Annotated in this window: 10 protein-coding genes; 7 read left to right on the forward strand and 3 right to left on the reverse strand. The window is 56.8% G+C overall.

Features of this window, described 5'->3' with window-relative positions:
* Window positions 1-129 precede the first annotated feature (129 nt).
* Window positions 130-1,749, forward strand: a complete 1,620-nt coding sequence (gene pckA, locus ACQG22_RS21900) for a phosphoenolpyruvate carboxykinase (ATP) (protein WP_014833557.1) — start codon at window positions 130-132, stop codon at window positions 1,747-1,749.
* A gap of 96 nt (window positions 1,750-1,845) precedes the next feature.
* Here pckA and envZ read toward each other — a convergent pair whose 3' ends face one another.
* Entirely contained in the window at window positions 1,846-3,192 is a 1,347-nt protein-coding gene (gene envZ, locus ACQG22_RS21905) for a two-component system sensor histidine kinase EnvZ (RefSeq protein WP_029882169.1), read from the reverse strand.
* The gene (gene ompR, locus ACQG22_RS21910) at window positions 3,189-3,908 is read right to left on the reverse strand and encodes a two-component system response regulator OmpR (protein ID WP_006177890.1); all 720 of its coding nucleotides are present in this window, start codon (window positions 3,906-3,908) and stop codon (window positions 3,189-3,191) included. Before ompR ends, envZ begins: the two co-directional genes overlap by 4 nt.
* 232 nt (window positions 3,909-4,140) lie before the next feature.
* Here ompR and greB point away from each other — a divergent pair, with 232 nt between their 5' ends.
* The 6 genes from greB to feoC all read left to right on the forward strand — a co-directional run bounded on the left by greB (window position 4,141) and on the right by feoC (window position 11,478).
* Window positions 4,141-4,614, forward strand: coding sequence for a transcription elongation factor GreB (gene greB / locus ACQG22_RS21915; RefSeq protein WP_013099090.1), 474 nt, complete (start codon window positions 4,141-4,143; stop codon window positions 4,612-4,614).
* A gap of 86 nt (window positions 4,615-4,700) precedes the next feature.
* Complete coding sequence (locus tag ACQG22_RS21920) at window positions 4,701-7,031, forward strand: Tex family protein (protein WP_058660997.1); 2,331 nt, start codon at window positions 4,701-4,703, stop codon at window positions 7,029-7,031.
* Window positions 7,032-7,183: 152 nt separating this feature from the next.
* Window positions 7,184-8,359, forward strand: coding sequence for an IS4 family transposase (locus tag ACQG22_RS21925; RefSeq protein ID WP_038418736.1), 1,176 nt, complete (start codon window positions 7,184-7,186; stop codon window positions 8,357-8,359).
* 294 nt (window positions 8,360-8,653) lie between these two features.
* A complete protein-coding gene (feoA, locus tag ACQG22_RS21930) occupies window positions 8,654-8,881 on the forward strand; it encodes a ferrous iron transporter A (RefSeq protein ID WP_010436417.1) in 228 nt (75 codons plus the stop codon).
* Window positions 8,882-8,911: 30 nt separating this feature from the next.
* The gene (gene feoB / locus ACQG22_RS21935) at window positions 8,912-11,230 is read left to right on the forward strand and encodes a Fe(2+) transporter permease subunit FeoB (protein WP_369706721.1); all 2,319 of its coding nucleotides are present in this window, start codon (window positions 8,912-8,914) and stop codon (window positions 11,228-11,230) included.
* Between the two features lie 8 nt (window positions 11,231-11,238).
* Window positions 11,239-11,478 (forward strand): [Fe-S]-dependent transcriptional repressor FeoC, encoded by a 240-nt coding sequence (feoC, locus tag ACQG22_RS21940; RefSeq protein WP_013099093.1) that lies wholly within the window; start codon window positions 11,239-11,241, stop codon window positions 11,476-11,478.
* On the opposite strand, the gene bioH is transcribed toward feoC, so the two are convergent.
* Window positions 11,450-12,232, reverse strand: a complete 783-nt coding sequence (gene bioH / locus ACQG22_RS21945; RefSeq protein WP_038420750.1) for a pimeloyl-ACP methyl ester esterase BioH — start codon at window positions 12,230-12,232, stop codon at window positions 11,450-11,452. The genes feoC and bioH overlap by 29 nt on opposite strands.
* Window positions 12,233-12,267 lie beyond the last annotated feature (35 nt).

The raw sequence follows: 12,267 nt of genomic DNA on the forward strand, positions 1-12,267 counted from the left end.
TGGAGTCGCAGCGTTTTCCGTTAGTAAGGGTTTTGACCAGATACGTAAATCTATGAGCCCCGTCGCGGTTAACAACCTCAGAAAAACCCTACAATTTCAGGCAGTACATATTGGCTAAGGAGCAGTGATATGCGTGTTACTGGTTTAACCCCGCAAGATCTCAAGGCTTATGGTATTCACGACGTCCAGGAAATCGTCTACAACCCCGATTACGATACGCTGTATCAGGAAGAGCTCAATCCAGCACTGGAAGGATACGAGCGAGGTGTGTTGACTAACCTTGGTGCTATCGCCGTCGATACCGGTATCTTTACCGGTCGTTCGCCGAAAGATAAGTATATCGTCCGAGACGAAACCACCCGCGATACGCTGTGGTGGGCTGACAAAGGCAAAGGGAAGAACGATAACAAACCGCTCTCCCCGGAAACCTGGCAGCATCTGAAAGGGCTCGTCACCCAACAACTTTCCGGCAAGCGTCTGTTCATTGTCGACGCTTTCTGCGGCGCTAACGCCGACACCCGTCTTTCCGTGCGTTTTATCACCGAAGTGGCCTGGCAGGCACATTTCGTGAAAAACATGTTTATTCGTCCAACCGACGAAGAGCTGCAGACGTTCAAACCCGATTTCATCGTGATGAACGGTGCCAAATGTACCAACCCACAGTGGCAAGAGCAGGGCCTGAACTCCGAGAACTTTATCGCCTTTAACCTGACCGAGCGTATCCAGCTGATTGGCGGTACCTGGTACGGCGGCGAGATGAAGAAAGGCATGTTCTCGGTCATGAACTACCTGCTGCCGCTACGCGGTATCGCCTCTATGCACTGCTCAGCGAACGTCGGTGAAAAAGGGGATGTGGCGGTGTTCTTCGGCCTGTCCGGCACCGGTAAAACCACCCTGTCTACCGATCCAAAACGTCGTCTGATTGGGGATGATGAGCACGGCTGGGATGACGACGGCGTGTTTAACTTCGAAGGCGGTTGCTACGCGAAGACCATTCGTCTGTCTGAAGAAGCTGAGCCGGATATCTTCCATGCCATCCGCCGCGATGCGCTGCTGGAAAACGTCACCGTACGTGCCGACGGCTCTATCGACTTCGACGACGCATCCAAAACCGAAAACACCCGCGTTTCCTACCCGATCTACCACATCGACAACATTGTGAAGCCGGTGTCGAAAGCGGGTCATGCGACGAAGGTGATTTTCCTGACGGCGGATGCGTTCGGCGTGCTGCCGCCGGTTTCCCGCCTGACTGCCAGCCAGACGCAGTATCACTTCCTCTCCGGTTTTACCGCCAAACTGGCGGGCACCGAGCGCGGCGTGACGGAGCCAACCCCAACGTTCTCTGCCTGCTTCGGTGCGGCCTTCCTGTCGCTGCACCCGACGCAGTACGCAGAAGTGCTGGTAAAACGCATGCAGGCCTCCGGGGCGCAGGCGTACCTGGTTAACACCGGCTGGAACGGTACCGGCAAGCGTATCTCCATCAAAGATACCCGCGCCATTATCGACGCCATTCTGGATGGTTCTCTGGATAACGCTGAAACCTTCACCCTGCCGATGTTTGATCTGGCTATTCCAACGGCGCTGCCGGGCGTGGATACGCATATCCTTGATCCGCGTAACACCTACGGTTCCCCGGAACAGTGGCGTGAGAAAGCGGAAACGCTGGCGAAGCTGTTTATTGAGAACTTCGAGAAGTATACCGATACCCCAGCGGGTGAAGCGCTGGTGAGTGCGGGACCGAAGCTGTAGGTAAAAGCAAAAAGGCAACGAAAGTTGCCTTTTTTAATGGTTTATCCCTCTCCCCGTGGGAGAGGGCCGGGGTGAGGGCATCAGGCCGCACCCCGATTAACCCTCTTTCACTTGCCCCCGCGTCACCGGCACCGGCAACCAGGCGCGAATGCTCAACCCACCCCGCTCGCTGGTACCAATCTCCAGCAACCCGTTATGGTTATCAACAATACGCTGCACAATCGCCAGGCCTAAACCGGTTCCGCTGGTGCTGCGCGCGCTGTCGCCGCGCACAAACGGCTGGAACAGATGCTTACGCTGCTCGGGCTTGATACCCGGACCGTCATCTTCCACCTGGAACCAGGCGCGGTTGAGTTCCGATCCGCTGCTGACTTTAATCCAGCCATTACCGTAGCGGGCCGCATTCACCACCATGTTTGCCACCGCGCGCTTGATGGAGAGCGGGTGCATGCGAACCTGAATTTCACCGGCCTGAAGGTCGGTATCAATCTCACGCTCGTAGCCGCTTTCAGCCGCCACCACTTCGCCCAGCACCGCGTTCAGGTCAGCCATCTCCATCGGCATCTCCTGCCCGGTACGCAGGTAGTCAATGAACTGCTCAATGATGGCATTACACTCTTCGATATCCTTGTTGATGGACTCGGCGAGATAACCGTCCTCTTCGCCCATCATCTCCGTCGCCAGTCGGATACGCGTGAGTGGCGTACGCAGATCATGGCTGACGCCCGCCATCAGCAGCGTACGGTCATCCGCCAGCTGTTTGACGCCAGCCGCCATATGATTAAACGCGCGCGTCACCGAACGCACCTCCGATGCGCCATATTCACGCAGCGGCGGCGGAATGATCCCTTTACCGACCTGGAGCGCAGCGTGTTCCAGGTCGACCAGCGGTCGGTTCTGTATGCGGATAAACAGCCACGCGCCGCCTATCGCTAACAGCATGATGGCAAGGGTGTAGCGGAACAGCGGCGAGAAGTCGCCCTGGTGGATTTCGGTCAGCGGAACGCGCACCCAGATATTGGGCGACAGCCAGGTTTTCAGCCAGACAACCGGCGAGCTTTTGTTGACCTCAACACGCACCTCCGTCGGGCCACCCAGCTGCTGCGCCATCTGCTGGCTGAGGAATTCATAGTGCTGTGCCCAGCGCAGACCCGCGTCTTCCGCCGCTTCATTCGAGTAGAGCGAAATGCCCAGTTCACGGTAGATTTCACGGCGAAACGCCGGAGGAACCACTAACTGCGTGCCGTCCTCCAGCTGCAGTTTATCGGTCATCAGCATACGTACTTCGTACGCCAGGACCTTATTAAACTGCTGAAGGCTCGGCAGGATCGCAAAGTTCAGCACCACCAGGTAGGTTGTCACCAGGCTGACAAACAGCAAGGTGACAATCAAAAGCAGGGTACGGGCAAACGAGCTTCGCGGTGAGAAGCGCATTCGCCTCATGCTTTAGCGCCGTCCGGGACGAACACGTAGCCCAGACCCCACACGGTCTGAATATAACGAGGATGCGCCGGATCTTCTTCCACCATGCGGCGCAGACGAGAGATCTGCACGTCGATGGAACGTTCCATTGCCGAGTATTCACGGCCGCGCGCCAGGTTCATCAGCTTGTCACGGGAGAGCGGCTCACGCGGGTGGCTGACCAGCGCTTTCAGTACCGCGAACTCACCGCTGGTGAGCGGCATTGGCTCGTCTTCACGGAACATCTCACGCGTACCGAGGTTCAGCTTGAACTTCCCGAACGCAATCACCGCTTCTTCCTGCGACGGTGCGCCTGGCAGTTCGTTCGCCTGACGGCGCAGCACGGCACGAATACGCGCCAGCAGTTCACGCGGGTTAAACGGTTTAGGAATGTAGTCGTCAGCGCCAATTTCGAGGCCCACGATACGGTCAACCTCTTCCCCTTTCGCCGTCACCATAATGATTGGCATGGGGTTGCTCTGGCTGCGCAGGCGGCGGCAGATAGAGAGCCCGTCTTCGCCCGGCAGCATCAGGTCGAGGACCATCAGATGGAAGGATTCACGGGTCAGCAGGCGGTCCATCTGCTCAGCGTTCGCGACGCTACGAACCTGGAAGCCCTGCTCGGTCAGATAACGTTCCAGCAGCGCACGCAGGCGCATGTCGTCATCTACGACCAGAATTTTGTAGTTCTCTTGCATTGTGTGTACTCCCAAAGGTTCGGATAGTCTAATAACAGCGTATTCTAAAAAAGTGCACGGGTTCGACCAGCGAATTCTGGTATAAATTCTAGTCGAAATTGTTACAAAGCATATTTAACAGCAGCTTATCTGCACAATTCATCACATAAATGATTATTAACGCTGTCTGATAGACTACGTGATACGTAATGTGCGCAATGTTTGCAATGAAGTCGAGTCTGAAGGTCACAGTATGAAAACGCCCCTGATCACCCGCGAAGGGTACGAAAAACTCAAAAAAGAGATGGATTACCTGTGGCGCGAAGAGCGTCCGGAAGTGACCAAAAAAGTTACCTGGGCGGCAAGCCTGGGCGACCGCAGCGAAAATGCTGACTACCAGTACAACAAAAAGCGGCTGCGTGAGATCGACCGTCGGGTACGCTATCTGACCAAATGTCTCGAGAATCTTAAAATTGTCGATTATTCACCGCAGCAGGAGGGCAAAGTCTTCTTCGGCGCGTGGGTAGAGATCGAGAATGATGATGGCAATACCCTGCGCTTTCGCATTGTCGGGTACGACGAAATTTTTGGCCGTAAGGATTACATCTCCATCGACTCGCCGATGGCCCGCGCGCTGCTGAAAAAGGAGGTGGGTGATTTAGCCGTCGTCCAGACGCCTGCCGGAGAAGCGAGCTGGTACGTCAATGAGATCACCTACGTAAAATAGTCCGAGAGCGCCCTCCACGGCTGGCATTTTACCGTGTCAGCCCGTATAACTATCCCCTGATTTTTGACCCACAAGATGATAAAGCCATGATGAAAGATTCGCTCTGCCGCATTATTGCGGGTGAACTTCAGGCCAGAGCCGAACAGGTAGAAGCTGCCGTTCGCCTGCTTGATGAAGGGAACACCGTGCCGTTTATTGCACGTTATCGTAAGGAAGTCACCGGCGGTCTGGATGACACGCAGCTGCGTAACCTGGAGACCCGTCTGGGCTACCTCCGTGAACTGGAAGACCGCCGTCAGGCAATCCTCAAATCCATCGGCGAACAGGGCAAACTGACCAGCGATCTGGAAAAGGCCATTAACGGCACCCTGAGCAAAACTGAACTCGAAGACCTCTATCTGCCCTACAAACCGAAGCGCCGTACGCGCGGGCAGATTGCAATTGAAGCAGGTCTGGAGCCGCTGGCCGAGCTGCTGTGGAACGAACCGTCACACGACCCGGAAACCGAAGCGGCCAAATTTATCGACGCTGACAAAGGCGTGGCAGACGCCAAAGCGGCCCTTGATGGCGCACGCTACATTCTGATGGAGCGCTTCTCCGAGGATGCCGCCCTGCTCTCCCGTGTGCGTGATTATCTGTGGAAGAACGCCCACATCGTCTCTACCGTCGTGGCAGGCAAAGAAGAGGAAGGCGCGAAATTCCGCGACTACTTCGATCACCACGAACCGATTTCAACCGTGCCTTCTCACCGTGCGCTGGCCATGTTCCGCGGCCGTAATGAAGGCGTGCTGCAGCTCTCTCTCAACGCCGACCCGCAGTTTGATGAGCCGCCAAAAGAGAGCCACTGCGAGCAGATCATCACCGATCACCTCGGCCTGCGCCTGAATAACGCCCCGGCAGACAACTGGCGTAAAGGCGTGGTGAGCTGGACATGGCGCATTAAGGTGCTGATGCACCTCGAAACCGAACTGATGGGCACCGTGCGCGAGCGTGCGGAAGACGAAGCAATCAACGTCTTTGCCCGTAACCTGCATGATCTGCTGATGGCCGCACCTGCTGGCCTGCGTGCGACCATGGGTCTCGATCCGGGTCTGCGTACCGGCGTAAAAGTGGCGGTGGTTGACGGTACCGGCAAGCTGGTGGCAACCGACACCATTTACCCGCATACCGGTCAGGCGGCGAAGGCTGCTGTAGTGGTGGCCGCACTGTGCGAGAAATATAACGTTGAGCTGGTGGCTATCGGCAACGGTACGGCCTCCCGCGAAACCGAACGTTTCTACCTCGACGTGCAGAAACAGTTCCCGAAAGTGACGGCGCAGAAAGTGATCGTCAGCGAGGCCGGGGCGTCCGTCTATTCTGCGTCAGAGCTGGCGGCCCAGGAGTTCCCGGACCTAGACGTCTCCCTGCGCGGTGCGGTCTCTATCGCCCGTCGTCTGCAGGATCCGCTGGCGGAACTGGTGAAGATCGACCCGAAATCCATCGGTGTGGGCCAGTATCAGCACGACGTGAGCCAGACGCAGCTGGCGCGTAAGCTGGATGCGGTGGTGGAAGATTGCGTAAACGCCGTGGGCGTGGACCTGAACACCGCCTCCGTTCCTCTGCTGACCCGCGTGGCAGGCTTAACCCGCATGATGGCGCAGAACATCGTTGCCTGGCGTGATGAGAACGGTCAGTTCCAGAACCGCCAGCAGTTGCTGAAGGTAAGCCGTCTGGGGCCGAAAGCGTTTGAGCAGTGTGCGGGCTTCCTGCGCATCAACCACGGCGATAACCCGCTGGATGCGTCAACCGTTCACCCGGAAGCCTACCCGGTGGTTGAGCGCATTCTGGCAGCGACTCAGCAGGCACTCAAAGACCTGATGGGCGACAGCAACGCGCTGCGCAACCTGAAAGCGGTCGATTTCACCGACGAGCAGTTCGGCGTGCCGACCGTGACCGACATCATCAAAGAGCTGGAAAAACCGGGCCGCGATCCGCGTCCTGAGTTCAAAACCGCGACCTTTGCCGACGGCATCGAGACCATGAACGACCTGCTGCCGGGCATGGTGCTGGAAGGCGCCGTCACCAACGTCACTAACTTTGGCGCTTTTGTCGATATCGGCGTGCATCAGGATGGCCTGGTGCATATCTCATCGCTCGCCGATAAGTTCGTTGAAGATCCACATACGGTGGTCAAAGCGGGCGATATCGTGAAGGTGAAAGTGCTGGAAGTGGACCTGCAGCGCAAGCGAATCGCCCTGACCATGCGTCTGGACGAGCAGCCAGGTGAAACCAACGCGCGCCGCGGCAGTAACGGCGGTGGCCGTGAGCAGCAACGCCCTGCCGCTAAAGGCGCGAAGCCGCGCGGGCGTGATGCGCAGCCAGCGGGTAACAGCGCAATGATGGATGCGCTGGCGGCCGCGATGGGTAAGAAACGCTAAGGTTGTAAATGCCCCTCACCCTAACCCTCTCCCCAAAGGGGAGAGGGAACTTGAACACCCTCTCCCTTGGGGCTGAGGGTTCCCCAGAAAAATGAAAAGCACGATGAAGTGTGATCTACTGGTTGCGCTAACAAATCAGAAGAGACCTCATCGTGCCTTTACAGACAGTCTGCCAGAAATTTTTCTCCGCGTCTTTACCGGACGTTCACAGCTTCCGGATTAATGTCCTTGTTTCCATGGCCGTTGCCCTCACGCACGGTGCGGATCTGACCCTGACCAGCCTTGGTCGCACTCTTCCCGGCAGGGCGCACGTCAAAAATAAAATTAAACGTGTTGACCGTGCCCTGGGTAATACCGCCCTTCACCGGGATATTCCCCGTATTCAGCATCTGCTCACACATACCATCACCTCCCTGATGCCCTTCTGTGTGATTGCTGTCGACTGGACAGGCTGGCATGACAGGAACTGGTATCTTCTGCGGGCAAGCCTGGTCTGTAATGGTCGCTCACTGCCGCTTATGAGTGAGGTTGTCCCCGCAGAGCTGGCGCAGAACAGCGATGTACAGTGCCGCTTCCTTGACCGCCTGCATGATGCCATCCCGAAAGATAAAGCCGTCACCATCATTACGGATGCAGGCTTCCGGACAGACTGGTTCCGGCATGTCAGCCAGCTGGGCTGGAGCTTCACCGGCAGGGTCAGGGGCTGCATCAGCTTCCGGCTGGACGGAGATAAAAAGTGGATGAAAATCAGTGAGCTTGAGGCTACCGGACAACCGGTCTGCGTGGGTTACGGTGTCCTGTCCCGTAAACCACGAACGCCCTGTTACGGCCGGTTCTATCTGCATAAGCGCCCTGACGCAGGGCGTCAGGGAAAAGGGGGGATGCCGAAAACACAGCGGGAACACCGCAGTAGCGCGCGGGAGCCCTGGCTGCTGTTCAGTAATGCAGAGGGACTGGAGCCGCACCAGATAATGGCCCTGTACAGCCGCAGAATGCAGATAGAACAAAACTTCCGGGACGACAAAAGTCCACGCTTCGGGTTCGGTCTGAGGCTGAGCCGGAGTCAGGGAAAAGGGCGACTGGAAGTGCTGAATATGGTCGCGGCAATGGCAAGCCTGGTGATGTGGCTGGCAGGTTACAGGGCAGAAAGGCAGTGTTTACACTGGCACTATCAGGCAAGCAGCATCAGGCACAGACGGGTTCTGTCATACCTGAGTCTGGCAGAAGAAGTCATCCGGCATGAGCCCGGGAAAGTGAGACGGCTGAATATAGTTAACGAGATGAAAAAGCTGGGAAAAGAGTACAGTAATATGGTCATGGTGGCATGACCATATTACTGGGGATCCCTCAGCCCTTGGGGAGAGGGCCGGGGTGAGGGGACAAATTATATCGCAAGAGATGAAACCGATTGCATATCCATATTTAAACCACCATTTATCACCCCGTTAACAAATAATCCCCTTTTCGTTTTCCCGTCATTTCAGCAAATATTGAGCAAGGTCAAACAGGCCGTAAATTAATACGCTTAACAACATTCCGTCACAGTTTTCATATTGCTGATAAAAACTATTCTCATTATCATCCCATAGTAGATAATTTAACCTTCCGTGGAATCAGGCATTATGCAATTCACTCCAGACAGTGCATGGAAAATTACCGGTTTTACCCGCGAAATTAGCCCGGCCTATCGGCAAAAGCTACTGTCGCTGGGCATGCTCCCCGGCTCGTCATTCCAGGTGGTGCGCGTGGCCCCGTTAGGTGATCCCGTTCATATCGAAACCCGGCGCGTGAATCTGGTACTGCGTAAAAAAGACCTCGCATTAATTGAAGTCGAAGCCTTATCCCAATAACAAGCCAGCGGTTTCAGTGAGTCGAAAACAATGAAAAAATTAACTATTGGCTTAATTGGCAATCCTAATTCCGGCAAGACAACGTTATTTAACCAGCTCACCGGTGCACGCCAGCGTGTGGGTAACTGGGCGGGCGTAACGGTTGAACGTAAAGAAGGCCAGTTCACCACGACAGACAATCAGGTCACCCTGGTGGATCTGCCCGGCACCTACTCCTTAACCACCATTTCGTCACAAACCTCGCTCGATGAGCAGATTGCCTGTCACTATATTCTGAGTGGCGATGCGGACCTGTTAATCAACGTGGTCGATGCATCTAACCTGGAGCGTAACCTCTATCTGACGCTGCAGTTGCTTGAGCTGGGGATCCCCTGCATTGTGGCGCTCAACATGCTCGACATCGCAGAGAAACAAAAGCTGCGTATCGACGTCGACGCCCTCTCCGCGCGTCTGGGCTGCCCGGTAGTGCCGCTGGTTTCTACCCGTGCCCGCGGAATTGACGCACTGAAGCTGGCCATTGACCGCCACGCGGGCAACGCCGACGTTGAGCTGGTGCACTATGCGCAACCGCTTCTGCGCGAAGCCGGTCTGCTGGCGCAGGAGATGGACAACAGCATGCCCGCCAGACAGCGCCTGTGGCTCGGCCTGCAGATGCTGGAAGGCGATATCTACAGCCGCGCCTATGCGGGCCATGCCGCAGACAAACTGGACGTGGCGCTGGCGCGTCTGAGCGATGAGCTCGATGACCCGGCCCTGCACATCGCCGACGCGCGCTATCAGGCCATCGCCGCCATTTGCGACGTGGTCAGTAATGCCCTGACGGCTGAGCCAAGCCGCTTTACGGCCGCCGTGGACAAGATTGTGCTTAACCGCTTCCTCGGTTTGCCGATCTTTTTACTGGTCATGTACCTGATGTTCCTGCTCGCCATTAACATCGGTGGCGCGCTACAGCCTATTTTCGATGCTGGTTCTGTGGCGATATTTGTCCACGGTATTCAGTGGCTGGGCTACACCCTGCACTTCCCGGAATGGCTGACCATTTTCCTCGCCCAGGGGATCGGTGGTGGTATCAACACCGTTCTGCCGCTGGTACCGCAAATCGGCATGATGTACCTGTTCCTCTCGTTCCTTGAGGACTCCGGTTACATGGCGCGTGCGGCTTTCGTGATGGATCGTCTGATGCAGGCCCTGGGTCTGCCGGGTAAATCCTTCGTCCCGCTGATTGTCGGCTTCGGCTGTAACGTGCCGTCGGTAATGGGTGCGCGCACGCTTGATGCCCCCCGCGAACGTCTGATGACCATCATGATGGCGCCATTTATGTCCTGCGGGGCGCGACTGGCTATCTTTGCGGTCTTTGCCGCGGCCTTCTTTGGTCAGGAAGGGGCACTGGCGGTCTTCTCGCTGTATGTGCTGGGCATCGTGATGGCGATCCTGACCGGGCTCATGCTTAAACACACCATCATGCGCGGGGAAGCGTCGCCGTTTGTGATGGAACTGCCGGTGTATCACGTGCCGCATCTGAAAAGCCTGGCGATCCAGACCTGGCAGCGCCTGAAAGGTTTTGTGCTGCGCGCCGGTAAAATGATTGTCATCGTCAGCATCTTCCTGAGCGCGCTGAACAGTTTCACCCTGAGCGGGCAGGCGGCGGATAACATCAACGACTCCGCCCTCGCCTCCGTGAGCCGCATCATTACCCCGGTGTTTAAACCGATTGGCGTGCATGAAGACAACTGGCAGGCGACCGTTGGCCTGTTCACCGGCGCGATGGCAAAAGAGGTGGTGGTCGGCACCCTGAACACGCTTTACACCGCTGAGAATATCCAGCAAGAAGAGTTTAACCCGGCGGCGTTCCACCTCGGTGATGAACTGCTCGGCGCGGTGGAAGAGACCTGGCAGAGCCTGAAAGACACTTTCAGCCTGAGCGTACTGGCGAACCCGATTGAAGCCAGCAAAGGCGACGGCGAAATGGCCACCGGTGCCATGGGCGTGATGAGCGAGAAATTTGGCAGCGCGTCAGCAGCCTACAGCTACCTCATCTTTGTCCTGCTCTATATTCCGTGCATCTCGGTGATGGGGGCGATAGCCCGTGAGTCCAGCCGCGGCTGGATGGGGTTCTCCATCCTGTGGGGCTTAAACATCGCCTACTCGCTGGCGACGCTCTTTTACCAGACCGTTAACTTCAGCCAGCATCCGCGCTACAGCCTGGTCTGCATCCTGGCGGTTGTGCTGTTTAACGTGCTCGTTCTCGGTCTGCTACGCCGGGCACGCAGCCGCGTCGATATCAACCTGCTGGCAAACCGTAAAACCGCCGCGACCTGCTGCAACAGCCCGGCGGGCGACTGTCACTAGGGGGAGCCATGGCATCGTTGATTCAGGTTCGTGATTTACTGGCGTTGCAGGGGCGTATGGAGGCAAAACAGCTGAGCCTCAGCCTGCATACGCCGCAGCCGATGATCGATGCCATGCTGGAAAGACTGGAAGCGATGGGGAAAGCCATACGTATTCAGGAAGAGCCGGACGGTTGTCTGTCCGGCAGTTGTAAACATTGCCCGGAAGGGAAAGCCTGTCTCAGGGAGTGGTGGGCACTTCGTGACTGAAGGCGATCAACGCTGAACAAAACTCGGCAGGATGCGAGATAAACGGCGCATGGGCCGCTTTGGCGATTGTCAGCGATTGACTCTCTGGCCACAGTTCATCCAGCAGTGGCACCACTTTGCGTGGAACCAGCCCATCCAGATAACCATAAATGCGCAGGTGCGGCACCGCCAGCGCGGTCAGTGGCTCACGCAGGTCGACCGTTTTCAGTAATTCGAGTCCCCCGTTCAGTACCTCCACATCCGGCATCGGCAGCGACAGCACGGTCTGCTTCAGCAGACGAGCATCCTTACGGGCGCTCTCTGTCCCCATCGTCTGCAGGGCCAGGAAGCGTTCTACCGTTCGCTGGTAATCTTCGCTCAACTGCCGCTGGAAGTTGCTCAGTACGTCCGGCTTAATACCCGGCCACTCCTCCTGCGCACTGAAGTTCGGCGACGAGGCCACCGTTACCAGCGCCTGCACGCGTTCAGGATTCGTTAATGCAACCTCACTTGCCACCAGCCCGCCCAGACTCCAGCCGAGCCAGATAGCCTGTTGCGGTGCGGCGGCCAGAACCTGCTGCGCCATTTCGTCAAGCGACATCGCCCCATAGCCGCGGCTGCGGCCAAAACCGGGTAAATCCACCAGATGCAGCGTGAAATGCGAGGCAAGTTCCTCATTTACGCAATGCCATACTTCCGCATTCAGTCCCCATCCGTGCAGCAGCACAAGATGGCGATTTCCCGTCCCTACGGTCTGCCACCACAGCGTCTTCATCAGTTACTGTTCTCTTTTTTACATGGAGGTTGTCT

Source organism: Enterobacter cloacae complex sp. 309I3, assembly GCF_050031595.1.
GTDB lineage: Bacteria > Pseudomonadota > Gammaproteobacteria > Enterobacterales > Enterobacteriaceae > Enterobacter > Enterobacter cloacae.

What these genes read in the sequence shown, in the direction of transcription:
- greB (WP_013099090.1), top strand. Translation starts at nt 4,141, where the DNA reads ATGAAAACGCCCCTGATCACCCGCGAAGGGTACGAAAAACTCAAAAAA.
- envZ (WP_029882169.1), bottom strand. Translation starts at nt 3,192, where the DNA reads ATGAGGCGAATGCGCTTCTCACCGCGAAGCTCGTTTGCCCGTACCCTG.
- pckA (WP_014833557.1), top strand. Translation starts at nt 130, where the DNA reads ATGCGTGTTACTGGTTTAACCCCGCAAGATCTCAAGGCTTATGGTATT.
- feoC (WP_013099093.1), top strand. Translation starts at nt 11,239, where the DNA reads ATGGCATCGTTGATTCAGGTTCGTGATTTACTGGCGTTGCAGGGGCGT.
- feoA (WP_010436417.1), top strand. Translation starts at nt 8,654, where the DNA reads ATGCAATTCACTCCAGACAGTGCATGGAAAATTACCGGTTTTACCCGC.
- ACQG22_RS21920 (WP_058660997.1), top strand. Translation starts at nt 4,701, where the DNA reads ATGATGAAAGATTCGCTCTGCCGCATTATTGCGGGTGAACTTCAGGCC.
- feoB (WP_369706721.1), top strand. Translation starts at nt 8,912, where the DNA reads ATGAAAAAATTAACTATTGGCTTAATTGGCAATCCTAATTCCGGCAAG.
- ompR (WP_006177890.1), bottom strand. Translation starts at nt 3,908, where the DNA reads ATGCAAGAGAACTACAAAATTCTGGTCGTAGATGACGACATGCGCCTG.
- bioH (WP_038420750.1), bottom strand. Translation starts at nt 12,232, where the DNA reads ATGAAGACGCTGTGGTGGCAGACCGTAGGGACGGGAAATCGCCATCTT.